The sequence below is a fragment of the Tistlia sp. genome (assembly GCF_040905785.1).
GTDB lineage: Bacteria > Pseudomonadota > Alphaproteobacteria > Kiloniellales > DSM-21159 > Tistlia.
Window position 1 is genome coordinate 32,281 of record NZ_JBBDQW010000073.1, and the last position, 25,865, is coordinate 58,145.

General features: G+C 71.4%; 7 protein-coding genes and 1 tRNA gene. 3 read left to right on the forward strand and 5 right to left on the reverse strand.

The genetic code is table 11. The features are described from left to right. Positions 1-108: 108 nt before the first annotated feature. Positions 109-184 (forward strand) — tRNA-Ala (locus WD341_RS17170). A 71-nt stretch (positions 185-255) separates the two neighbouring features. Here WD341_RS17170 and WD341_RS17175 read toward each other — a convergent pair. Further along, positions 256-1,557, reverse strand: coding sequence for a peptidoglycan-binding protein (locus tag WD341_RS17175; RefSeq protein ID WP_368426707.1), 1,302 nt, complete (start codon positions 1,555-1,557; stop codon positions 256-258). A 534-nt stretch (positions 1,558-2,091) separates the two neighbouring features. Between WD341_RS17175 and WD341_RS17180 the strand changes: the two genes are divergently transcribed. Together WD341_RS17180 and WD341_RS17185 are read left to right on the forward strand one after the other, a co-directional pair. Then, positions 2,092-2,415 carry a hypothetical protein gene (locus tag WD341_RS17180; RefSeq protein WP_368426708.1) on the forward strand — a complete coding sequence of 108 codons (324 nt, stop codon included), beginning with the start codon at positions 2,092-2,094 and terminating at the stop codon, positions 2,413-2,415. An 86-nt stretch (positions 2,416-2,501) separates the two neighbouring features. After that, positions 2,502-3,119: a hypothetical protein gene (locus WD341_RS17185; RefSeq protein WP_368426709.1), complete on the forward strand. Its 618-nt coding sequence runs from the start codon at positions 2,502-2,504 to the stop codon at positions 3,117-3,119. Positions 3,120-3,134: 15 nt separating this feature from the next. Here the strand turns inward: WD341_RS17185 and WD341_RS17190 are convergent, their stop codons facing one another. The 4 genes from WD341_RS17190 to WD341_RS17205 all read right to left on the reverse strand — a co-directional run bounded on the left by WD341_RS17190 (position 3,135) and on the right by WD341_RS17205 (position 25,590). Then, positions 3,135-4,457: an HlyD family type I secretion periplasmic adaptor subunit gene (locus WD341_RS17190; RefSeq protein WP_368426710.1), complete on the reverse strand. Its 1,323-nt coding sequence runs from the start codon at positions 4,455-4,457 to the stop codon at positions 3,135-3,137. A gap of 5 nt (positions 4,458-4,462) precedes the next feature. After that, positions 4,463-6,667, reverse strand: a complete 2,205-nt coding sequence (locus tag WD341_RS17195; RefSeq protein ID WP_368426711.1) for a type I secretion system permease/ATPase — start codon at positions 6,665-6,667, stop codon at positions 4,463-4,465. 70 nt (positions 6,668-6,737) lie between these two features. Beyond that, a complete protein-coding gene (locus tag WD341_RS17200; protein ID WP_368426712.1) occupies positions 6,738-8,141 on the reverse strand; it encodes a TolC family outer membrane protein in 1,404 nt (467 codons plus the stop codon). A 130-nt stretch (positions 8,142-8,271) separates the two neighbouring features. Then, complete coding sequence (locus WD341_RS17205) at positions 8,272-25,590, reverse strand: hypothetical protein (RefSeq protein WP_368426713.1); 17,319 nt, start codon at positions 25,588-25,590, stop codon at positions 8,272-8,274. Positions 25,591-25,865 lie beyond the last annotated feature (275 nt).

Consider the following 25,865-nt stretch of genomic DNA (forward strand, 5'->3'; position numbering starts at 1 on the left):
GGCCCGGGCGGGGCCTGCGGGAGCGCGATTTTCCGGCTTGCATTGGCGGGACGCGCTACCTAATTTCCGCCTTCCCGGCGCGCCCGAGGCGCCGCGAGACGAGGTTCTGGGGCCGTAGCTCAGTCGGGAGAGCGCTACAATGGCATTGTAGAGGTCGTCGGTTCGATTCCGTCCGGCTCCACCAAATGACCCCCTGGGAAACCAGGGGGTTTTTGGTTTGTGGGGTGCCGGGCAGCGGCCACCCGCCGAGCCACCTTAGCGCGCGGCGCGCGGCGTCGTCCCGCCGGAGAGCGGGCGATCGGCGCTGCCGGCTGCGGGCCGCGGCTGCCCGTCGGGCGGCGCGCCGAACAGCGCGTCCAGCATGCCGGTCACGGCGTCGGCGAGGCCGCGGCCGAAGGACTTGCCCACCGGGACATTCTGTCGAGGCGGCGCCTCGGCCGCCGCCAGGCTCTGCAGCAGCGCCTCGTCGAGGATGCCGTCCTCGGGCAGACCGCTGCGTTGCTGGTAGAGCCGGACCGCCTGGCTCGTCCTGGGGCCCTCCAGCCCGTCGACGGGCCCCGGATCGAGGCCCTGCCTGTGCAGCGCCCGCTGGACCTCGGCGACCAGCCGGCGATGCGGCGCACCCTCGTCCGCCCTGGCGCTCGACGTTGGCGCCGCCTTCCGGGGCGGCGCCTCCGCCTCGGGCGCCCCCGCCAGCGCCTCTGCCTCGGCCAGGGAATCGAAGGTCTCGGCCGGCGAGGCCTCGGGCGGCGGGATCGCTGCGAGCTGTTCGGAGGGGCCCGCCGGCACCAGGGTCGTGGGCGACGCCTCGACCGGCACGGCGACCGACCCGGCAGGCCGGACCGGCGCCAGGTCCGGCGTGGCGGCCGGCACGGCGAGCGCGAGGTGCGCGCCCGGTTCGGCCGCACGCGGCGGAGCCTCCGCCGCGGCCCGCGTCACCAGCGGCAGGGACTCGCTCGCTGGCCGCGGCGAGGCCGCCGCCTGCGGCACCCGGCCGGCGGGGCCCGCATCCGGCAGGATGGGACCCGTGACGAGCAACCCGGCAAGCGCCGGCGCAGGCGAGTCGACGGGCGACGGCAGGTCGAGCGATGGTGCCGCCCGCAGTCCGGCCACCTCCGCTCCGGCCTCGGCCGGGCTCTCGGCGAGGCGCAGCTCGACCACCTGCCAGCCTCCCAAGGTCTCGGGCTGCGGCGGGTGCGCCGGCGCCAGCGTCGCCGGCCGAGGCGCGGGGACGGTCGCCGGGACGGTCGCGGGGGCGGCAGCCGCTTCGGCTGGGCGTGCCGTCGGCACCGCGAGCGCCGCTTGCAGGCTACCGGCAGCTTGTCGCGCCGGCTGGACCGCCGGCTGGACCGCCGGCCGCGCCGGATCGGGCGACACCGTCTCGCCGGCCGGCAGCAGCGAGACGGCTGCCAGGGCGAGGCCGGCCGAGCCGACGAGCCCGAAGGCGGCGAGGCGTGCCCGTCCCCTCCGCGGCTCACGGGTCGGAGCCCGATAGCTCTCGACGATCGGCTGCGACCGCTCGACCCGGCTCGGCCAGGCGCTGAGCTGCGCTGGCACCGTACGGCGGTCCCGGCGCCTCGGGCGCTCGCGCGCTCCGGTTGTCGCGGTCGGGGACAGCCCCGGTGGGGCGAGCAGCTCGGGCGTCCCGTCCGCCTTGGCGCGCGGGATCGGGGGAGAGCCGCCGTCGCTGGCCGCGCGGGACGCCGCGGGTCCGGGATCGGCCGCGCGCGGTCTCTCCACGGCGCCGCTTCCGGCGGTGCTCGCCTCCGCAGGGACGGCGGGCCGGTCTCCGGAATCCGTAGGATCTTTCGGGTCCGCCCTTGGCGAGCCCTTCTTGCGTCGAGGTGCGATCCACTTGAGGCGACGCAACGTACCTGCTCCGTCTCCGGGCGTCGGCGCCCGGTCCCGCCCGGCTGGAAGGGCTTTCTCCAAAGTCGGAAATGCGCAGCGGGCGGGAAATGTTCCTGTCACCACGCGCGTCCGGTGCGGGAACCCGTCCGGGGTGCCGGGGGCTTCTAGGGGGTGACGCCGCGGCCTGCGGCCCGTTTCCCGCCCCGATCGCCCTGACAGCACAACTGGAGTACAGAGCCCATGAACCTGCCCTACAGCGTCACCACGCGCAGCGGCACCACCATCGACTTCTCCTTCCCGCTGCACGAGGAGACGGGCTCGCCGGTCCAGGTCAACCACCTGGTGACCCGCCTGCTCGGTGCCCTGGACGGCGAGATCAGGACTCTCGGCGAGGTCTCGAACGGCGACGTGCTGCAGGCCCTGACGATCGCGACGGCGGCGCGGGCCGCCATGATCGAGGCGCCGATCGACAGCAGCGTGCGCCTGCTCGAGCAGCTCCTCGGCAAGGCCCTGGCCGCGGCGGCGCAGGGCCGCCGGCAGGAACCGACCAGCGGGCACGCCTGATCCGGTCCGCTTGACGCCGGCCACCGCCTCGCCGAGGCTCCGGGCGCCGCGCCGCGCTTCGCAGTCACTTCGAGGAAGGAACAGCCATGGTCCTACCGCTCGGGCCGCGCCACTGCCGCCCGCCTCTTCCGGCCCTGCTGCTTGCGGCGCTGGCCCTCATGATGGCGGGCGCCGCGCTCCTGCCGGGTACGGCGCTGGCCCTGCCCCCGGTTGGCGAGACGCCCTACAGCGGTCGCTTCACCATGGACATCGCCGGCCAGCCGGTAACCGGCACCCTGTACCACAGCCCGGACGCCGAGCGCCGAGAGATGACGGTCGAGGGCACCGGGCAGGTTTTCATCCTGCGCCCCGCCGCCGGCGAGGCGCTGATGATCCTGCCCGCGGCCAAGATGGCGATGCGCATACCGCTGCCGCCCGACCCCGGCCTGGCCGCCGCCGAGGCCTTCGCCCGGCTCGACCCCCAGGCCGAGGGCGAGGAGACGGTGGCGGGCGAGGCGACGACGATCTACCGGACCAGCGGCGAGATCGAGGGGCGCTTCTGGATCACCGACGACGGCGTCGTCATGCGCATGGAGACCGACACCGACCGCGGCCGCTACACCATGGAGCTGCTCGACCTTGAGCGCGGCGCCCAGGATCCGGCGCTGTTCGAGCTGCCGCCGGGGGTCCAGGTCATGGAAGGCATGGCGCCGCCCCGGCAGTAACCGGCAGCAACAGCCTCAGCGTTCGTGGAAGGCGCTGTTGAAGACCTTGAGAACCGGCTTCAGCAGGTACTCCAGCACGGTGTGCTTGCCGGTCAGGACGTCGACCGAGGCGGTCATGCCGGGGATGATCGGCAGTTCCTCGCCGCGCGCGTCGCGCATCTCGGTCTCGGTGGTGCGCACCCGCACCAGGTAGTGGCTCTCGCCGGTCTTCTCGTCGAGGATCGAGTCGGCGCTGATGTGCTCCAGCTCGGCCTCCAGGATGCCGTAGATCGTGTAGTCGTAGGCCGTGATCTTGACCCGCGCCGGCAGGCCCGGGTGCAGGAAGGCGATGTCGGCGGGCTTGACCTGGGCCTCGACCAGCAGGGCGTCCTCGGCCGGCACGATCTCGATCAGATCCTGGCCGGGCTGGACCACCCCGCCGACCGTGTTGACCAGGACCTGCTTGACCGTGCCGGCGACCGGCGCGCGCACCACCGTGCGGCGCACCCGGTCGCTGCGCGAGGACAGCAGCTGCTCGAGCGCCTCGGCGTTGACCTGCGCCTCGTTGAGCTCCTGCAGGGCCCGCGAGCGGAACTGCGCGCGGACCTCGGCGATGCCCTGCTCCGACTCGGCGATCGCCGAGCCGATGCGCTCCATGGAGTGGCGCGTCGCCTCCAGCTCGCCGACGTACTGGTTCTCCTCGCGGCGCAGGCGGATCAGCTCGACCGGGGCGTTGATGCCGCGGTCGACGAGCGGCTTCAGGATGCCGATCTCCTGGCGCGCCAGGGCGATTGAACGCTCCAGCTGGTCGATCTTGGCCTGGGTCTCCTCGAGCTCGCGGCGCCGCTGGTTGATCGACTGCTCCAGCTGCCCGACGGCGGAGTCGAGCTCGCGGGCCCGCGAGTCGAAGAGCTCGTGCTCGGTCGCGACGACCCGCGGCAGGGCCTCCCGGATATCGCCGGGGAAGACCGGCACGACGCCGCCCAGCTCCGCCGTCAGCCGCGCGATCACCGCCTGCAGCCCGAGCAGCTTGACCCGGTTCTCCATGAAGTCCGACAGGAACTGGGTGTTGTCGAGCTGCATCACGACCTGTCCCTCGTCCACGCGCTGGCCGGCGCGGACCAGGATCTCCGACAGGATGCCGCCCTCCAGGTTCTGCACGACCTGGACTTGGCGCGAGGGGATCACCTTGCCCTGGCCGTTGCTGACCTGGTCGATCTCGGCCCAGCCGGCCCAGACCACCGCCCAGACCAGAAAACCAAGGATCGCGAACAGCAGCAGGTGAGCGGTCAGGCTGGGCCGGCGGCTGACCGCGCCGCGCAGGCTCGACATGAACAGCTGGTCCTCGTCGCGGGCCATGCGGCTCATCCCGTGGCGATTCGGCCGCTCGACAGGCGCGCCAGGACCTCCTCGCGCGGCCCGTCGGCGACGACCTTGCCCTTGTCGAGCACGATCAGGCGGTCGACCAGCTTGAGCAGCGACAGGCGGTGGGTGATCAGCAGGATCGTGCGCTCCTGCAGCAGCCGCTCGAGGTTGGCGACGACCAGCTCCTCTGTGCGCGTGTCCATCGAGCTGGTCGGCTCGTCGAGGATCATCAGGTTGGGACCCTTGAGCAGGGCCCGCGCCAGGGCGACCGCCTGGCGCTGGCCGCCCGACAGGCCGTCGCCGCGCTCGCCGACCTGCAGGTCGTAGCCGGCCGGATGCTGGGTGATGAAGTCGTGCAGGCCGACCGCCCGGGCGATCTCGAGGACGTCGAGGTCGCTGGCGGAGGGCGCGGCGATGACCAGGTTCTCGCGGATCGTGCCCCGGAACAGGAACAGCTCCTGCGGCACGAAGCCGAGGTTGGCCCGAAGGTCGCTCGGCTCGATCTGGCGCACGTCGGTGCCGTCCAGGCGCACCGACCCCTTGGCCGGCTCGTAGAGTCCGCCGGCCAGCTTGGCGATCGTGCTCTTACCCGAGCCGACCCGCCCGACGATGCCGACGCGCTCGCCGGCGGCGATCTGGAAGCTGACGTCGCGCAGCACCTCGCTGCTGCTGTTCGGGTAGACGAAGGAGACGTTCTCGAAGGTCAGCGCGCCGCTCAGGTAGGGCCGGTTGAGCAGCTGCGCCGAGGGCGGCCGCTCGACGGGCAGGCGCATGATCGCGTCGAGCGAGCGCAGCGAGGCACGGGCCTGGTGGAAGCGCATGGTCAGCTGCGCGACCTGGGCCATCGGCCCCGTCGCGCGGCCCGAGAGGATCACGCAGGCGATCAGGCCGCCGGCCGAGAGGCTGCCGTCGCCGACCAGGAAGATGCCGAGCAGCACGACCCCGACCATGGCCATCTGCTGGGCCATCTGGACGAAGTGGACGCCCAGGCTGCTGTAGAGGCGGCTGCGCTGGCCGAGCGAGGCGGTGTGCCCGACCAGGTCCTCCCAGAGCAGGCGCATGCGGCCCTCGGCGCCGACCATCTTCAGGGTCTCCAGGCCGGTCAGGCTCTCGATCAGGACGCCGTGCTTGTGCTCGCCCTGCTTCTGGTTGCGCGAGACCAGGCGCGCCATCGGGATCTGGATGAGCGCGCCCCAGACCAGGACCAGAAGCACGACGCCGAGCAGCAGCAGCCCGATCGGCGGGCTGATCAGGGCGATCACCCCGACGAATAGGAAAGCGAAGGGCAGGTCGATGAAGGTCGCGAGTGTCGCCGAGGTGAAGAAGTCGCGCACCGATTCGAACTCGCGCACGATGGCGGCGAAGGCACCGGCAGAGGCAGGCCGGTGGGCGATCTTGATGTCGAGGACCTGGTCGAAGATCCGGCAGGCCAGGACGACGTCGGCGCGCCGCCCGACGAAGTCGATGAACCAGGCGCGCAGGTTGCGCAGCAGGAAGTCGAAGAGGAACACCGAGATGGCGCCGATCGCGAGGGCGATGCCGGTCTCGACCGCGTCGTTGGGCAGCACGCGGTCGTAGACGTTCATGGTGAACAGCGGGTTGGCGAGCGCGAAGAGATTGATGACGATCGAGGCCAGGGCGACCTGGAGGTAGGTCCACCAGTTCTCCATCAGGATGCCCCAGAACCAGGCGCGCGGCCGAGGCAGGTCGCGCTCGCCGCTGGCCGCCGCGAAGCGGTGCTCGGGCCGGGCGAGCAGCGCGTAGCCGCTGTAGCGTGCCGCCAGCTCCTCGACCGAGACCAGGGCCTCGCCGCCGCCGCCGCTGCCCGGGATGATCAGGCAGCTGCCGTCGGGGCGCCGCTCGACCAGCACCGCCGCGTCGCCCTCCTCGAGGATCAGCACGGCCGGCAGCGTCCAGGGATGGATTCTGTCGAGGCGGCGCCGCACCGCCTGGGCGACCAGGCCGGCGCGGCCGGCCGCGCGGACGAAGAGGTCGGGCGTCAGGCGCGCGCCGCTCAGCGGCAGGCCGGAGAGCAGCACCTGGGCCGAGCGCGGCCGCCCGTGGTAGCGGCACAGGAAGACCAGGCAGGTGATCAAGGGATCGTCCTGCGGCAGCGAGCCCAGCGGCTGCCCCTCGGCGCGAGCGCCCTCCGGCTCCGGCGAGGCCGCGTCGGGGCCGTCGGCGGAGGCCGCGTCCTGGATCATCGGTCGAACCGTTCCAGCCTGCATGGCCGGCCTACCCCCGGCGTCCCCGCAGGAAGGGGGGACGCGCCCCCTATTCGCGTGCCGGAACCGGCGACAGCTCCGGGGCGCTGGCGACGTCCTGGACCTCGAGCCCGACGTCGAGAGACGGCAGCACGAGGCCGATCAGAGTCAGGATCTCGTAGGCGGCGAGCACCTGGTCGAGTTCGGTGCGCGCCAGGTCGACCCGCGCCACGAAGAGCTCGTTGCCGGAGTCGACCAGGTCCAGGATCGAGCGCTGGCGCAGGCGGAACTGCTCGCGGTAGGCGACGGTGACGTTCTCTGCGGTCGCGACCCGGTCGCGCAGCAGCTCGACCTGGTCGGTCGCGACCCGGTAGTTGGTGTAGGCGGTCTCGAGCCGCTGCTCGAGCCGGCGGTCGATCTCGTAGACCTGGAGCCGCGCCTGGTTCTCCTCCTCCAGGGCGCGCCGGCGCGCCGCGGTGTCGGCGCCGCCGTTGAAGAGGTTCCAGTTCAGCCGCAGCAGCGCCGTGCTGTCGGTCTCGAAGTCCGGCTCGCCGCTGACGCCATCACGGCCCTCGTGGGCCAGCTCGACGTCGAGCCTGGGGAAGAAGGTGCCGCTCGCGGCCTCGGCGGTGAAGCCGGCGGCCCGCGACTGCGCGACCGCGGTGCGACGCTGCGGGTCGTTCTTCCAGGCGACCTGCAGCGCCTCCTCCAGGCTCGCGGGCAACTGCCCGGCGGGCACCGCGGGGCGCTCCAGGCTGGCCGGCAGCGCGCCGACCGCCTCGCGGTAAGCCGCCTGGGCGTTGATCAGGTCGCCCTCGAGCCGGCGCAGCTGCGACTCGGCGAAGGCGCGCCGGGTACGGACCTGGCTGACGTCGGCATTGGAGCCGCCGCCGACCCTGGCGGCCTCCTCGACGTCGCCGAAGATGCGCTGGTGCAGCCCGACGTTCTCGCGGGCGTACTCGACCAGCTCGCGGCCCTGGACCACCGCCACGTGGGCCTCGACGGCGCGCAACGCGACCTCGTTGGCGGCGCCGCGCAGCTCCCAGAGCGAGGCTTCCGAGCGGCTCTCGGCGGCGTCCACGCGGTTGCCGGTCGCGAAGCCGTCGAACAGCAGCTGCGTCACGGCGCCACGATAGCGCTTGCGCCAGAGGTCGCCGTCGATCTCGTCCTCGGTGTCGGAGCCGCGGGTCGCGTGCTGGTAGCCGGTGTCACCCGAGACCTCGACCGACGGCAGGAAGGCGCCCGCCTCGACCTCGACCGCGCGCTCGCTGGCGCGGAAGCCGGCCTCGGCGCCGCGCACCTGCGGATGGCCGGTCACGGCCAGCGCGACGCTGTCGGCGAGGCTCTCGGCCTGAGCCGAGGCCGCCGAGAACAGCAGCCCGAGCGCCAGCGCGCAGGCAGCGCCTGCCGTCCGGGCGCCGAGATCCGGCCGACGCCGCGCGCTGCGCGCGCCGGAGTCCGGCGCCAGCAACATCCTAGCTCTCATGTCGATCCCCCAAACCCCATTGTGTTTCCGCCTGCGACGCCCGTCGCAGGGGAACAGCCTTCCCGTGGGAAGGCCGCCAACCCCGCACGGACCTTAACACTTTCCGGTCGAAAATTCATCAGGCTGCGGACAGCGTCACGTTACCGTCGCCATCGAGGCTCAGCGACGCCGGCTGGACGTTCTCCACGACCACGATCGGCGTCGCCGAGGCGGCCGGAACCGAGACGGTCGTTCCGCCCGCGCCGTCGTCGGCGAAGACGATCTGCTCCGGATCGTCGCCGTCGAGCAGGTCGCCGAGGTCGAGGGTGTCGCCCGCGCCGAAGTCGGTGATCGTGTCGGTGCCGCTCTCGCCGTCCCGGAAGACGAAGCGGTCGGCGCCTTCGCCGCCGGTGAGCTCGTCATCGCCGGAGCCGCCGTAGAGCAGGTCGTCGCCCGCCCCGCCGAACAGCACGTCGTCGCCGTCGCCACCGAGGATCAGGTCGTTTCCGCCGCCGCCGGTGAGGTCGTCGTCGCCGGAGCCGCCGATCAGCGCCTCCGCCTCCGCGCCGCCGGCCAGCACGTCCGCACCGTCGGTGCCGACTTCGAGCGCCAGGGTCTGCACCGTGTCCGACCCCTCGAGCCTGACCACCAGGGACTCGGCGCCCGCGAGCTCCGACAGCTCGAAGCTCTCCGCCGAGGGGCGGATCGCCAGCGAGGGCGCGGTCGGCGTCACCGGGGTGCCGTCCGGCAGCATCGGCCCGTAAGCGCCGCCGTAGCTGCCGACCACCGGCTCGCCGGCGGCATCGACGCCGTAGGCGTAGGCCGGCACCTGGTTGGCGGCGAGCAGCGCCTCGACGAATGCCTTGTCCGGGAAGTCCTGGCCGGCCTCGCCGCGCACCCAGAGGATGCCGCCGCCGTCGGTCGCGAAGTCGTTGCCCGAAACCTCCGTCGGCAGCGCCGCCGGTGCCAGCCTCCAGCCGATTTCGGGGTCCTGACCGGTGATCAGGATGCCGTTGTTGAGCCAGAAGGGATCGTCGTCGGTGACGTTCTCGAAGACGTTGCCGACGATGCGCATGTCAAGGTCGGCGGGGTCGTGCCCGGTGCCGGGGCCGCTGGCCACCTCGACCGAGCCGAGCAACCGCGAGTTCAGGATCGCATAGCTGTCAATCGCTGACTGCCAACCCTCCAGGTCGGCGGGCACGCTCGCATACCAGTCGCCGATGTAGACGGCCGACAGCATCTGAGTCTGGGTTTCCCAGCTGCCGCCCAGATTGGAGGCCTCGCTCGGCTGCGTGTGCAGGTCGGCGAAGTCGACGGCGCCAACCACGCTGGAGTCCAGCGTAAAGCCGTTGGCGATGACCTCGAACACCTTGTTGACGTAGGGCTGGTTGGGGCTGCCGTTGCCGAGCAGCTGCAGGCCCTGGATCGTCACGTCGTCGGCAGTGACCAGGAAGCTCGTGCCGAAGTTCGACTGCCGCGTGGCGGCGATGGTCGCCTCGACCGCGTCGGCGTCCGTGACCGGTACGCCGTCGGCGTCGACGCCCTGGATCGTCACGCTCTTAGAGATGACCAGGCCAAGCGGATTGTTGCCGCCGGCGACGCTCGGGTCGTTGAGCCCGGTGTTGGGGTTGTAGTTCGCCGACTCGCTATAGCTGCCCGGGTAGACCGAGATGGTCGCCCCCTCGGGGGCCGCGTCGATCGCCGCCTGCAGGGAGCCGTAAACCGTATCGCCGAAGGGGCTGCCGTCGCCGTTGTGGATCACGATGATGCCGGTGTTGCCGGCGGCGAGATCGGCCTCGTAGTGGTTGTCGCCGGCATCGATGATCGCCACCCCGCCGTCGGCCGTGAAGTCGTTGCCGGTGACCTCGGCGCCCGCGCCCCAGAGCTCGAGCATCGCGTAGCTGCTCTCGCCGTCGAAGCTGTTGTCGGAGATCTCCGCGCCCTCGGCCTCGACGCCCAGCAGCAGGCCGGCATCGGCGCCGCCCGTGAAGCTGTTGCCGGTGAAGGTGACGTTGGAGGAGGCGTTGGCGGCGCCGAGGCTGGCCTCGCCGTTGTTGTAGGCGACCGCCGCCGGGCCGTCCCCGGTCAGGCTGTTGCCGGTGACCAGCAGGTCGGACATGCCGCCGCCGGTCAGCAGGGCGAAGCCGCTGCCGCCGCTCAGCAGGTTGCCCTCGACGACCGCGCCGTCGTTGTTGCCGACCAGATAGAGCGCCGCCAGGTCGCCGGCGCCGGCCTCGACCGTGAAGCCGTGGCCCTCGCCGCCGATGGTGACGTCGTCGACGTTCGCCGCGACCCGGATGCCCCAGCCCTGGGAGACGCCGTTGCCCTGGATGACTACGTTCTCGGCGCCGTTCTGGCTGAGCAGGGTCAGCGACTTGTCGATGACGAAGCGCCCGTAGGTACCGTCGGCGACCAGGATGACGTCGCCGTCCTGAGCCGCGCCGATGGCCGCCTGGATCGTCAGGAAGTTGCCGCTGCCGTCCGCGGCGACCAGGTGGATGCCGACGGTCTCGTCGTCGAAGCGCAGGCTCTCGATGTTGCGCAGGGTGTCGGTGCCGACGCCGGGACCGGCCACCGTCAGGTCGCCGCCGGCGCCGGCGCCGATCGCGTAGTCGGCGCGGTTGCCGGCGAAGACCGCCGTGTCGGAGCCGGCGCCGCCGTCGAGCAGGTTGTCGCCGCCATCGCCCGTCAGGACGTCGTCGTGGGCCGAGCCGATGACGTTCTCGATGCTCACCAGCGTGTCGCCCTCGGCGTCGCCGCCCGAAGCGGCGCCGGCGAGCAGGTCGACGGTCACCCCGGCGTCGGAGCGCGCGTAGCTGACCGTGTCGTTGCCCTCGCCGCCGTCGAGCAGGTCGGCGCCCAGGCCGCCGACCAGCAGGTCGTCGCCCGCGCCGCCGTAGAGGGTGTCGTTGCCGACCGCGTCCTCGGCCGGGTTGCCCGGCTTGTCGGCGCCGTAGAGCTCGTCGTCGCCGCCGCCGCCGTAGAGCACGTCGTCGCCGGCCTTGCCCATCAGGCGCTCGTTGGCGTCGGTGCCCCTGATCGTGGTGTCGGTATCGCTCTGGTCCGGCACCTCGCCCTGGAGCTCGGCGACGATGGCGTCGCCCTCGGGGTATAGGATGACGTACTGCGTCGCGTCGATGTCGCCCTCGACGCCGTCGATGTTGAACAGCGGGCCCCAGTTGGTCTCGGCGCCCGAGAGGTCGAGGCCGGCGATCTCGAGGCCGTCGATCAGGCCGTAGTTGTAGATCGCGACGGCGTTCTTGTGGAAGGCGCCCTCGACCGTGACGTCGGTGAAGGTGACCGTGCCGAGGTCGGGCGAGGGGTCGCCGTTCGCGAGGTTGGGGTTGGAGACGCCGGTCAGCTCGATGCCGTAGTCCGGCCGGTCGTTCTGCGCCGTGGCCTCGCTCGCGCCGACCAGCACCACGCCCGCGAAGGCCGCGGCGCCGGCGAACTCGTAGAGCTTCACGTGGGCCGAGCCGTTGAGGCCGGTCTCGAAGCCGTTGTTCTCGAAGCGGCCGCCGGAGACCACCAGATCGGCCAGGGCGTTGGCATTGCTGCGCAGGCCGTAGTCGCTGTTGCCCTCGACGGTGACGCCGTCGAGCGTCAGCGTCCCGACGTCGGCGTCGGCGTTCAGCCAGATGCCGCTCTCGCCGCCGGCCAGGGTCAGGCCCTTGAGCGTGACGTCGGCGCCGGCGAGGTCGCCGCCGATGGTCAGGGCGTTGCCCGAGACCGGGTCGACGATGACCTCGGCGCCGCTCTCGGCGACCAGGGTCAGGCCCTTGGTCAGCGTGAGGGACTCGGCGTAGGTGCCCTCCTTGACCAGGATCGTGGCGCCGGCATCGGCGGCGTCGATGGCCTCCTGGATCGTCAGGAAGTCCCCCTCGCCGCCGGCGTCGACGACGATGTTCGGCCCGACCTCGACCCGGATGTTCGACTCGCCGACGGTCTGCCCGGTCGCCTTGTCGGTCACCGTCAGCGTCAGCTCGTAGCTGCCGACGGCGCCGGGATCGAAACCCTCGGCGTACCAGCCGATGTTCTGCGAGTTCTGCAGGCCCTGGGTCTCGTCGGTCGGATCCTCGTAGTAGTCCTCGCCGGTCAGATCGCGGTGCTGCACTGGGTCGAAGACCATGACGTCGCTGGTCCGGTTGCCGTCCTGGTCGACGAAGTCCGCGACGATGCGGATGTCGAAGTCCGAGAGGTCCCGGCTCTCGTAGCTCACGATCGAGTAGTCGAAGTTCCAGCGGCCGGCGCTGCCGGAGCTCACGCCGGTCTCGGTCTGGTAGGTCGCGCCCTCCGCCTCCAGGTCGCCGGCGTAGCGACCCTTGGCCTTGAGCGCGACCTCGAGGCCGAGGTCGGTGTTGTCGTGGACGACGAAGTTGACGTCCGAGTTGCCGCTGCCCGGATGGAAGCCGTCGTCGCCGCCCTCGCCTTCCGGCGCCGCGTGCTGCAGCTGGGCACCGAAGCCGAGGGTTCCGTCGCTGAAGGCAAGCGTCTCGACGCCGCTCAGGGTATCCGTACCCTCGTCGCCGTCGGCCAAGTTGCCGTCGGCGACCAGGACGCCGCCGTCGGCCAGGGCCGAGACCTCGAAGTCGGCGCGGCTGCCGAGGTAGCCGGCGACGTCGTCGCCTGCACCGCCGACCAGCAGGTCGTCGCCCTCGCCGCCGTAGAGCGTGTCGTTGCCGACCGCGTCCTCGGCCGGGTTGCCCGGCTTGTCGGCGCCGTAGAGCTCGTCGTCGCCGCCGCCGCCGTAGAGCACGTCGTCGCCGGCCTTGCCCATCAGGCGCTCGTTGGCGTCGGTGCCCCTGATCGTGGTGTCGGTATCGCTCTGGTCCGGCACCTCGCCCTGGAGCTCGGCGACGATGGCGTCGCCCTCGGGGTATAGGATGACGTACTGCGTCGCGTCGATGTCGCCCTCGACGCCGTCGATGTTGAACAGCGGGCCCCAGTTGGTCTCGGCGCCCGAGAGGTCGAGGCCGGCGATCTCGAGGCCGTCGATCAGGCCGTAGTTGTAGATCGCGACGGCGTTCTTGTGGAAGGCGCCCTCGACCGTGACGTCGGTGAAGGTGACCGTGCCGAGGTCGGGCGAGGGGTCGCCGTTCGCGAGGTTGGGGTTGGAGACGCCGGTCAGCTCGATGCCGTAGTCCGGCCGGTCGTTCTGCGCCGTGGCCTCGCTCGCGCCGACCAGCACCACGCCCGCGAAGGCCGCGGCGCCGGCGAACTCGTAGAGCTTCACGTGGGCCGAGCCGTTGAGGCCGGTCTCGAAGCCGTTGTTCTCGAAGCGGCCGCCGGAGACCACCAGATCGGCCAGGGCGTTGGCATTGCTGCGCAGGCCGTAGTCGCTGTTGCCCTCGACGGTGACGCCGTCGAGCGTCAGCGTCCCGACGTCGGCGTCGGCGTTCAGCCAGATGCCGCTCTCGCCGCCGGCCAGGGTCAGGCCCTTGAGCGTGACGTCGGCGCCGGCGAGGTCGCCGCCGATGGTCAGGGCGTTGCCCGAGACCGGGTCGACGATGACCTCGGCGCCGCTCTCGGCGACCAGGGTCAGGCCCTTGGTCAGCGTGAGGGACTCGGCGTAGGTGCCCTCCTTGACCAGGATCGTGGCGCCGGCATCGGCGGCGTCGATGGCCTCCTGGATCGTCAGGAAGTCCCCCTCGCCGCCGGCGTCGACGACGATGTTCGGCCCGACCTCGACCCGGATGTTCGACTCGCCGACCACGGTGCCGCTGGCGATCTCGGTGACGGTGAGGCTGAGCTCGTAGCTGCCGATCGCGCTGGGATCGAAGCCGGCCGACTGCCAGCCGATGTTCTGCGAGTTCTGGATGCCCGAGGTCTGGTCGCTCTCGTCGCTGTAGTAGTTCTCGCCGGGGTGGGCGAGCAGGTGCGCGACCGGATCGAAGGTCATCACGCCTTCCGTGCGGTTGCCGTCGGCATCGACGAAGTCGGCCGTGATCAGGATCTGGAAGTCGCTGAGCGGCCGGCCCTCGTAGCTGACGACGCTGAAGTCGAAGTTCCAAAGCGCCGCCGTACCGGAGCTGATGCCGGTCTCGGTCTCGTAGGTGGCACCCTCCGCCTCGAGGTCGCCGGTGTGGCGGCCCTTGGCCTTGAGCGCGACCTCGAGACCCGCCTCGCTGTTGTCGTGGACGACGAAGTTGGTGTCGGAGTTGCCGCTGCCCGGGTGGAAGCGGTCGTCGTCGCCTCCGTCACCGACCTCGGCAGCCGCCTGCCGCAGCTGGGCGCCGAAGGAGACCGTGCCGTCGGTGAAGGCCAGCGTCTCGACGCCCGTCAGGTCGTCGGTGCCCTCGTCGCCGTTGGCGAGGTTGCCGTCGGCGACCGTGACGCCGCCGTCGGCCTGGGCCGAGATCTCGAAGTCGGCGCGATTGCCGCGGTAGCCCGCGACGTCGTCGCCGGCACCGCCGATCAGCACGTCGTCGTCGCCGCCGCCGAAGAAGTAGTCGGTGCCGGCCGTGCCGTTCAGGTTGTTGGCGCCCTCGAGCACACCGTAGGGCTCGGGGAGGGTCTCGGGATAGAAGACGCCGTTCAGAAGATCCCAGCCGATCACCGCCGAGGCCTTGGCGACGTTGCTGTAGTGGTCGTCGCCGTCGACCATGCCCTCGTGATAGGGGCGGTCGCCGTAAGCTTGGGCCGCCTCGCTGCGCGGGTCGTCGGCCGGATCGCTGCCGAAGCGCTGGACGATCGCGCCGTCGCCGAGGTTGCCGAGCAGGTTGTCGTGCAGGCTCTGCTGGCGCGCCTCGAAGTCCGCGATGCCGCCGACCTTGGTCTGCACGGCGTCGAGGATCGGCGCGCCGCCGGCCGCCAGGTAGGCGACGTAGAGATTGGCGAGCTCGACGTTGGCTTCGTTGACCGAAACGCCCGCGTCGGGCCAGTTCTCGTAGTACTTGGCGTCGCCGTTCGCCCAGAACAGCTTGAACTTGTCGACCTCGCCGCCGGTCACCGTGACGTTGTCCCAGACGGCTTCCGGGCTGTTGCTGCCGTCGACGAAGATCCCGGCGATGTCGATCAGCGGCAGCGCCTGGTTCTCCGCGCCGAGCGGCTCGAAGGCCGCCTCGATGGTCAGGATGCTGTCCGGGTGGACCGCGATCTGCATCCCGTCGACCGCCTCGGCCGAGATCGAGAGGTCGAGGCCCTCGAGCGTGGTCAGCGACGTGAGGCTCCCGGCCTCGATAACCCGCACGTCCATGCCCTCGGGCAGGATGGTCAGGTCGAGCGTGGCGAGCGTCAGCTTGCTGCCGTCGATCTCCAGCACGCCCTCGACCAGCTCGAAGGCGCCGACGATGTCGCCGTAGGGTGCCTCGGCGGTCTCGGGATAGTCGATGCCGTGGGCGACGTCCCACATCACGCTGTTGGTCAGCTTGACCGCGTTGCTGTAGTCGCCCTCGGCGTCGACCATGCCCTCGTGGTAGGCGCGCTCGCCGTAGGCCTGGGCGGCCTCGCTGCGCGGGTCGTCGGCCGGATCGCTGCCGAAGCGCTGGACGATCGCGCCGTCGCCGAGGTTGCCGAGCAGGTTGTCGTGCAGGCTCTGCTGGCGCGCCTCGAAGTCCGCGATGCCGCCGACCTTGGTCTGCACGGCGTCGAGGATCGGCGCGCCGCCGGCCGCCAGGTAGGCGACGTAGAGATTGGCGAGCTCGACGTTGGCTTCGTTGACCGAAACGCCCGCGTCGGGCCAGTTCTCGTAGTACTTGGCGTCGCCGTTCGCCCAGAACAGCTTGAACTTGTCGACGAGGCTGTCGACCTCAATGGAGTTCCAGACAGCCGCCGGGCTGTTCGTCGGGCCCTCCGCCGTGACGACGGTGATGCCCGCGATGTCGTAGGCCGTCAGCGCTTGGTTGTCCGCGCTCAGCTCGGCGTAGGAAAACTCGACATGAAGCCTCGAAGTCGCGTCGGCCAGGCCGATCGAGGCGCCGTCGATCTGCTCGCCGGTCATCGTCAGCTCGGCCGCCGCGGCTACCGCCAGGGTGCCGCCGACGAAGGTGAGCGCGGTGCCGATGCCGCTGAGGTCGACCGAGCCGGTGACCTCGCCCTCGATGCCGACGCTGCCCTCGCCGGTGACGGTCAGGCCGTCGGCCTGCTCGACGGTCAGGGTCAGAACCTGGTCGGGGCCGGTGACGAAGCCGGTCAGGCCGCCGAGGTCGGCGACCGCGACCTCGAAGCCGTCGGGCAGGACCGAGAGGTCGAGGGTGGCGAGCGTCAGCTTGCTGCCGTCGACCACCAGCACGCCCTCGGCCAGGGCGAAGGCCTCGCCGAGCTCGCCGTAGGCCGGCGGCAGGTCGGCGGGGTAGTCGTAGCCGTGGGCGACGTCCCACATGACGACCGAGGTCGCGGTGGCCTGGTTCAGGAAGAGGCCGTCGCCGTCGACCCTGCCGTCGTGCAACGGCCGGTCCCCGAAGCTCTCGCCGGCCGACGTGCGCGGGTCGGGCTGGTCCAGGTTGGTGAAGCGGCTCGAAATCGGCCCGTCGCCGAGGTTGCCGAGCAGGTTGTCGTGCAGGCTCTGCAGGCGCGGCGAGTCGCCGCCCACGACCTTGACGATGTCGACCAGCGGCGCGCCGCCGTCGAGCAGGTAGGCGGCGTAGTCGTTGCCGAGGTAAGCGAAGGAGCCGTTGATCGTCAGGTCGTAGTAGTCGCCCGAGCCGACGTAGAGCTGGTCGAGCTGGATCCAGAAGGCGGTGATGGCATCGGTGTGACTGCCCTCGACCGTCAGGTTGTCCGGGATCAGCGACTTCTCCGGCAGGCCCGCGAATTCGAGGGCCAGCAGATTGGCGACGCTCGGCGGCGCGTCGCCTGGTACGCTGAGGCCGGCGTTGACGATGTCGACCGCGGCGCCGCCGGCGATGGTCAGGCTCCCGCTCTCCCCGGAGATGACGTCGAGCTGCTGGCCGTCGAGCGTGACCGTCTGGTCGTCCGCAGTGATCAGCGCGGTGAGGCCGCCGATCTCGACGACCCGCACATCGACGCCCTCGGGCAGGATCGTCAGGTCGAGCGAGTCGACCAGCAGCTTGCTGCCGTCGATCTCGAGCACGCCCTCGGCCAGGGCGAAGGCCTCGCCGAGGGTGCCGTAGGCGAAGGGCAGCTCGGCCGGATACTCGAGGCCGTGGGAGATGTCCCACATCACCGAGGCGGTGGCCGCCGGCTGGTTGCTGTAGAGGCCGGTCCCGCTGTCGACGTAGCCCGGGTGCTCCGGACGGTCGCCGTAGAATTCGGCCAGCTCGCTGCGCGGGTCGTCCTCGCCGAAGCGGCTGTTGATGACGTTGTCCCGCAGGTTCGCCAGCAGGTTGTCGTGCAGCGACTGCTGGCGGTTCTCGAAGTCGGGCTCGCCGCCGACCTTGGTCTGGACGATGTCCAGGATCGGCACGAAGCTCTCGGTCTCGAGGTAGGCGGCGTAGATGTTGCCGATCTCGACGTTCGCCTGGTTGACCGAGACGCCGGCGTCCGGCCAGTTCGCGTAGTAGGCTTTGTCGCCGCTCGCCCAGAACAGCTTGAACTTGTCGACGAGGCTCTCGACCTGGATGAGGTTCCAGACCGCCTCCGGGCTGTTCGTGGGGCCATCGGCCGTGCCGACCGTGATGCCGGCGATGTCGTAGGCCGGCAGCGCTTGGTTGTCCGCGCTCAGCTCGGCGTAGGAAACCTCGACATGCAGGCTCGAGGACGGGTCGGCGAGGCCGATCGAGGCGCCGTCGACCTGCTCGCCGGTCATCGTCAGCTCGGCCGCCGCGGCGACCGCCAGGGTGCCGCCGACGAAGCTCAGGCCGGCGGAGATGCCGCTGAGGTCGACCGAGCCGGTGACCTCGCCCTCGATGCTGACGCTGCCCTCGCCGGCGATGGTGCGGCCGTCGGCCTGCTCGACGGTCAGGGCCAGGGTCGCGCCCTCGGCCACGAAGACCGTGCCGTCGCCGCGGAAGGCCAGCGTGCCCTCGATGTCGGTGAGGTCGGTGTCCTGGGCGATGTAGACCGCCGGCCCGGCCTCCAGGTTGTCCCAGAGGATCTCGTAGCCGTGGCCCGCGGTCGTGTCGGTCGGGTCCTGGTTGTAGCCCTGGAGGATGATCTGGTCGATCTCGACCGCGTCGTAGGTCCCGGTCGAGGTGAAGCTGAGGTCGCCGATCTGGTAGAGGACCGTGCCGTCGTCCTGCAGCGTCATGGTCAGCGTCACGAAGTCGCCGAAGTCGAAGCCGTTGGGCAGCCCGACGTCGTGCCAGACACCGCCGCCGACGCTCTCCCAGACGCGGAAGCCCGGCGTGCCGCCCAGGGTCGTGAACTCGACGATCGGATAGTTGACGATGTCGCTCGCGGCGTCGGTCGCCACGCCCCAGAAGCCGGCCCAGCGGAAGCCTTCCTCGCCCGTCGGCTCCCAGGTCGGATCGATGTAGAGGTCGATCGAGGTCGTGGTCGTGCCGTCGTGCAGGTCGAACTTGCGGCCCTGGGTCTGATAGAAGGCCGCGACGTCATCGACGGCCTCGATGGTCTGCCGGAGCACCGACTCGCCGTCCACAGTCGCGATCTCGAAGCCGCCCGGCTCGCTGCGATCGACCGCCCAGTCGTCGAGGTCGAGGCTGTCGAAGTCGTCGGCGAAGCCGCCGGTGACGAAGACCGTGCCCTCGGCCATCGACAGGCCGTCGGCCTGCTCGGCCGTCAGGATCAGCGACTGCACCTCGCTGAGCTCGGGCAGCGTCACGCGGGTCAGGGTCGCGCCGCTGATGTCGAGGTTGGCGGCGATCTCCGAGAGGTCGGCGATCTCGAGGGTTCCGGTCAGCACCAGGGTGCCGGGGCCGGCCAGCGTCAGGCCGTCGGCCTGGGCGGCCGTCAGGATCAGGCTGCTGGAGATGCCCAAGTCGAGGCTGTCGGCGATCACGTTGCTCAGCTGTTCGAAGGTCGAGATTCCGTCGCCGCGCAGGAGCAGGGTGCCCTCGCCCTCGATGGCGGTGTAGGCGCTCGCCTCCACCACCGACAGCGAGACCGTCTGGCCGGCCGCGATGGTCAGAGTCTCGCCGGTCTCCGGCAGGTCCAGCGTCAGCGTCCCGGCGACGCCGCCGAGGTTGATGCCCGTAATGTCGCCGGTGACGACGACCGTGCCGGTGCCGGCGATGACGCGGCCGTCGACCTGCTCGGCCGTAAGGGTCAGGATGCTGCCCGACCCGACGCTGAGGGCGAGCGGGCCAAGGTCGCTGCCGGCGGCCAGCGTGAGGTTGCCGGTGACGGTCGCGACGACCGTGCCGCCGACCGTGATGGCGCCGAAGTCGACGACGCCGGCGCCGAGGCCGGAGATCGTGACGTTGCCGGCGCCCGCGATCGCCTCGCCGTCGGCCTGGGCGGCGCTCAGGGTCAGCGTGCGACCGCCCTGGACCTGGTAGCTGTCGACCGCGTCGAGGTTGGTCCCGGCGGCGACGATGCTGGTGTTCGCCGTCACCACCGCGACGACGACGCCGGCGACCACGAGGCCGGAGAGGTCGGTGGTGGCCGTGATGCCGGTCACGGTGACGCCGCCGGCGCCGCCGATCGAGGCGCCGCCGGCCTGGCCGGCGGAAAGGGTCAGGGTCTGGCCGGTCGCGACCTGGAGCGCGAAGTCGCCGAGGTCGGTGCCCGCCGCCAGGGTCGCGGTCTGCGGCACCAGGGCCGTCTTGGCGCCCTCGACCAGGATCGTCGAGAGGTCGATCTCGGCCGCGCCGAGGCCGGTCACCGTGACGCCGCCGGCGCCGGAGGCGAGCAGGCCGTCGGCCTGGCCGGCGGCCAGGGTCAGGGTCTGGCCGCTCGCGACGGTCACGGCGAAGTCGCCGAGGTCGGCGCCCGAGGCCAGGGTCGTCGAGACGGCAACGTCCAGCACCTTGTCGCCCGCGGCCGTGACGCCGGACAGATCGACTGCGCCCGCGCCGAGCCCGGTCACCGTGACGCCGCCGTCGCCGGCGATCGCCCGGCCGTCGGCCTGCGCCGCCGAGAGCGTTAGGACGTGGCCGGCGGCGACCTCGAGCGAGGCGTCGCCGAGGTCGGTCCCGGAGGCCAGGGTCACCGTGGCATCGACCTCGGCGGTCGTGCCGCCCTCGACGTCGATGCCGGAGAGGTCGACCGCCTCGTCGATGAGATTCGTCAAGACGACGCTGCCCGCGCCGGTGATCGCCAGCCCGTCGGCCACCCCGGCGGGCAGGGTGAAGGTCGCGCCTTCGGCGACGGTGACCGCGAAGTCGCCGAGGTAGCTGCCCCTGGGCAGCGTGGCGTCGGCCGGCACGTCGACCGTCAGCCCGCCGGTCGCGTGGATACCGGACAAATCCACGGCATCGTCGCCGAGCCCGGTGACGGCGACGCCGCCGGCGCCGGTGGCGGCCAGGCCGTCCGCCTGGGCGGCGCCCAGCGTCAGGGTCGCGCCGCTCGCCACGGTGACGGCGACTTCGCCGAGATCGGTGTTCGCATGCAGCGTCGCCGAGGTCGGCACGTTGGCCGACAGGATCCCGGGCACCGTGATGCCGGACAGGTCGACCTCGGCGCCGCCGAGCTGCTTCAGGTAGAGGTTGCTGCCGGCCTCGCCGGTGATGTCGCGGCCGTTCGCCTGTGCCACGGTCAGCGTGAGGGTGCGGCCGGCGGCGACCTGGAAATCGACCCCCGCCGCGACGCCGGTCAAGTCGATCGCGGTCGCGTCGCCGCCGATCACGAGGGTTCCCTCGTCGTTGGGAAGTGCGCGGCCGTCGAGTTGGGCGCGGCTGATCGTCAGGCTGGCTCCCTCCGCGAGCATCAGGGCGACGCTGCCGAGGTTGATCAGGCTGCTGAGCTGGACCGAACCGGCGATCTCGGCCCAGGCTTCGGCCGCGATGCCGGAGAGGTCGACGGCCTCGATGCCGAGCTCTTCGATCTCGACCGTGCCGTCGCCGCTGATGGTCATGCCGTCGGCCTGGGCCGCCGTCAGGGTGACTGCGCCCCCCGGGCCAACCACCAGCTCCAGGTCGCCGAAGTCGAGGTCCGTCAGGCCGGTCAGGTCTTCCATCCCGTCGACCGCGAGGGTGGTCGCGACCGCGATGCCCGAGAGGTCGAGCCCGTCGGTCGCGCCGCTGAGATCCGTGATCACCAGGGCGCCGGCGCCGGTGACGGTGCCACCGTTGGCCTGGGCCCCTGTCAACGTCAGCGTGACGCCCGCAGCGACCTCGATGGCGTAGCCTTGGTAGGCGATGCCAACGTCGTCAAGCGCGTCGGTCGTGAGGTCCAGGTCTCCCGAGACCAGGATCGGTCCTCCGAGACGAATCGTTTCGACATCGGCGATATCTGCGCCATCGGCCGTGACGACGGCCGCGAGCTGCTCGCCGTTGAAGACGGTTGTCACTTCCTCGAAGAAGACACGACCCTCTGCGAATCCGCCGAGGGCTTCATCGCTCCCGGCCGGCCCAAACAGGATGATGACGGGGGTCACACCCGGGTCGCCGTCCGGCAGGGTGATCGTGAAGGTCGGCTTCGTCGCATGCGCAAGCGTGACGGTGCCGTCTGAATCGCTCTGGACCGTATAGCCGTCGGCGAGCACCCGCACGGTCGGAGGCGTGCCGCCGCCCGGCAGGAGGTTCGCGCCGAAGACGGAGAGGTCGAGGGGCGAGGTCGCATCTACGAAGGCGTCGTCGACCCGGACCACGATCTCGCCGGCGCCGGCGAGCGCATCGAGGTCCTCGAGGTCGGCGAACTGGGTCGCCGACATGGCGATGGTTGAATTGATCTCCAGGTTCTCGACGCCAGCGACGACCGCGGCCGAGATGTCGAGCGTGCCGTTGCTGGACTCGAGCGTGTCGTTGCCCTGGCCCAGGTCAATCGTGCTGTCGCCACTCAGAACGATCGTGTTGCCGGCCTGCGCGCCGAAGTCGAAGACGATGCGGTCGTTGCCGCCGAGCGTACCGAGATCCAGGTCGATGGTCGCTTGGTCGCCGGAGTCGTAGGTCACGCCGCCGGTCGCTTCGCTGACGTCGACGACGAGAGTGTTCGCCTGCTCGTTGCCCGTGATCGTGGCCAGCGCGTTGACCTGCGCGTAGGTCAGGTGGAACTCCGAGGTGTTCGGCAGCGCGAGCTCGGTGACGCCGGGATCGATCGTCGCGCCGGTCAGGTCGACCGTGGCCGCGCCCCAGGCGGAGAAATCGACCGTCCCGTCGAAGGCGCCGGTGATCGCCAGCGTGCCGCCGCCGACGATGGTCACGCCGCTGGCCTGCTCGGCCGTCATGGTCACGGTGCGGCCGGCGGGGATCGAGAGGGTCACGGCGCCGAGGTCGGTCTCGGCGGAGAGCGTCACGCTGCCGCTCGGCGTGACCGTCGCAGTGCCGGAGACGTCGATGTCCGAGAAGTCGACCGCGGTGGCGCCGAGGCCGGTGATGGTGACGTTGCCGGCGCCGCCGAGGGCGAACTCGTCGGCCTGCGCGGCGGTCACGGTCAGCGCGCCGCCGGCCGGCACCGTAAGGGAGGCCGAGACGTAGCCGCCCAGGCTGCCCAGGCTGGTCGCGTTGCCGGTCAGGGCGACGCTGCCCTCGCCACCGATCGGGCGGGCGCCGCTGTCGAGCTCGGCGAGCTGTGCCGTGGTCATGGTCAGGGTCTGACCGCCCGGCACCTCGATGTCGGCCGTGATGCTGCCGAGGTCGGCGCCGGCGGCGTCGCCGGACAGGGCCAGGGTGCCGTCGCCGGTGATTGCCTTGTCGCCGGCCTGGCCGGCCGCCAGCGTCAGGGTCTGGCCCTCGGCGATCTCGATAGTGTTGCCGGGGAACAGCAGCGTGGCGGCGACGCCGCTGAGGTCGGCGCTGGAGTCGACGTCGCCGGTGACCAGCAGGCTGCCGGTGCCGCTGATCGAGGCGCCGTCGGCCTGCGCCACGGTCAGGGTCAGGGTGCCCGCATTGACGGCGAGGGTGCCGGTCAGCGCCGAGCCGACCGCCGTCAGGTTGGCGTCGGCCATGACCGGGCCGGACAGCGCGAGGCTGCCGCCGGTGATCGTGACGCCGTCGGCCTGCGCCGCGCTCAGCGTCAGGGTCTGCCCGGTGGCGACCCGGACCTCGAACTGGCCGAGGTCGGTGGCGGGATCGAGGGTGGTCGAGGCCGCGATCTGGACGATCTGCGTGGCGCTCGAGGCGAAGCCGGAGAGGTCGGCTGCCGTCCCGGCGAGGCCGGTCACCGTGACGGCGCCGGCGCCGGTGAGCGCGAGGCCGTCGGCCTGGGCGGCGGTCAGCGTCAGCGTCTGGCCCGTGGCCGTGACGATGCTGGCGAGCGCGCCGATGTCGGTGAAGCGCAGGGCGTTCGAGCCGGCGAGACCGGAGAGGTCGAGCGTCGTGGTGCCCGGCAGCAGGCTGCCGTCGACGACCAGGGCGCCGTCGCTGGCGATGCTGACCGAGGGGTTCTCGCCGGCCTCCTGGATGCTGACGCGCTTGGACAGCGAGAGCGTGCCCGGCACGCTCGCCGCGCCGACCAGCAGGATGCGCTCCCCGGACGAGGCAGCCGACAGGGCCGAGGCGAAGGTCGTGTACTCGCTGTTGCCGCCGGCGACGCGCAGGGTCAGGTCGGCGAACTTCAGGATCTCGATGGTGTCGAGCGTATCGCTGAGGCCGCTGCCGACGACCTTCAGGATTCCGGGCGTCGTCGCCGAGACCTGGTAGTCGGCGAACTTGCCGTCGTACTGGGCGGTGTCGATGCCGCTGCCGCCGTTGAGGATGTTCGTGCCGCTGCCGCCGAGCAGGGTGTCGTCGCCGCCGTCGCCGGAGAGCTGGTCGTTGCCGGCGCCGCCCAGCAGGATGTCGTTGCCGGCCCCGCCGGCGATGATGTCGTTGCCGCCGAGGCCGTCGATGACGTCGTTGCCCGCCGTGCCGTCGATGACGTCGTCGCCGGCGGTCGCCGTCGAGGTCGTGGTGCCGACGGTGCCGAGCTGGGAGGCGGCGTTGGCGACCGAGGTCGTCAGGCCGGCGCCGGTGTAGGAGGTCGTGGCGCTCGACAGGTCGGCGGTGCCGCCGGTGCCCTGGACCGCGTCGAAGGCGCCGAACAGCGCCTGGGCTGCAGTGTTCTGGGCGACGTAGGCGTACTGGGCCAGCTCCGTCAGCAGCGTCGTGCCACTGCTCGCCAGCGCCTCGATGCCGTCGTTGCTCTCGTCGATGATCTGGACGATGTCGCCGATCTTGGCGCTGATCTGGTTCTGCGCCGCGCTCGAGAGCCCGAGCGTCGAGGAGGCCATCGCCTCGGTGATCAGCGAGGTGACGTCGTCGAGCGGGTCGGCGTTCGGGTCGTCGGCGAGCGCCGCCGCGATCTGGGCGTAGAGCGCATCCGTCGCGCTCGCCAGCGTCACGGTCGGCCCGCCGGCGCCCTGCAGCGCCGAGGCGGCCTGGATCACGGTGTTCTGCAGCTTGATGCCGGCGGCCAGCACGTCGGCGGCGCCGGCGGTGCCGTTCTCGACCTCGGCGACCGGGTCGAAGGTCTTGAGGTCGATCCCGCTCGACAGCCCGAAGGCGGTCTTGACCGCCTGCTCGGCGGCGGCGACGCTCTGGCCGTTCGCGACCAGCGACTGGATCGCCGTGGTCAGCGGCGTCACCACCGTCGCGCCGGCCGGCGCGGTCAGGGTGCCCTTGAAGAACTGGCCGGTCGAGACGTCGATGCCACCGGTCAGGACCAGCGGGCCGCTGCCGCCGGTCAGCGTGAAGGCGCCGTTGGCGCCGGTGACCGCGAAGGCCTCGCCGCTGTCGAGGATGGCGTTGCCGTTGGCGTCGGCGAAGATCGTGGCGCCGACGATGTAGCCGTCGATCGCCTGGCCGGACAGGACGATCGGCGCGGTGTCACCGCCGCCACCGCCGGATCCGCCGGATCCGCCCGAGGCGCCGCCCGCGGACCCCGCGCCGGAGCCGTCGGGCCCGGCGCTCGGGTCGTCGCGACCGCCGCGGTTCGCGGCGTTGCGGGCCTCGGCAAGGGTATTTGTCGCGAATCCGCCAGATCCGGGCTGGCCGAAGCCGCCGCCCGGGCCGCCCAGGCCGTCGCCCTGGGCGCCGCCGAACAGCCCGCCGCTGCCGTCCTCGCCGCCCAGGCTGCCGGGGCGGAAGCTCTGACCGTCGGCCGTGACGCCGCGGACGTCGCCCGGGTTGACGAAGGAGCCGGACTGGAGGGGCGGCGGCGAGCCTTCGCCCGGGCCCGCCGCGGGTGCCATCTCGGCAAACTCGGCGGCCAGCTCGGCCATCAGGCCCTCGCCGTCCTCGATGACGCGCTCGGTGCCGGCCGCGTCGGCCAGGGCCAGCTCGGCCTCGCCGGCAAGGAGGTAGAGCGCGAGCTTCTCGAAGGTGAAGCTTTCGGCCGCGCCCTCCGCCGGCTGCAGGACGACGACCAGGTCGTCGCCGTTCAGGCTGACCGACACCTTCTCGCCCGGGCCCGCCAGGACGCGCACCTTGTCGCCCGCTTGGATGGACGGCAGCTCCGCCCCCGGGACGAGTGCGATTTCGAGCACCCGTCCGTCAATCGACTCGACGATCAGCTTGGCCATGTCTCGCGATCCCCCACAACCGCCAGCAACACTATGTAACGATCAATCTGGACGTGTGTCGTGCCACTCCCGAAAAGCCCGGAGGCAGGGACGAGGTGTCGCCCCAGATTGTCAAAGATTGTTGCCCGTTAAGGGATTTATAATCTTTGGGAAGTTCGCCCGTGAGGCAATTTTCGTAACTGAATTGTAAACCGCACCCTAAGGACGCCGGCCGGCTGTTCTCGTTAAGGTTAAGGTCGCCGCACAACAGAGGCTTACGCCACAATTCGCCTCAA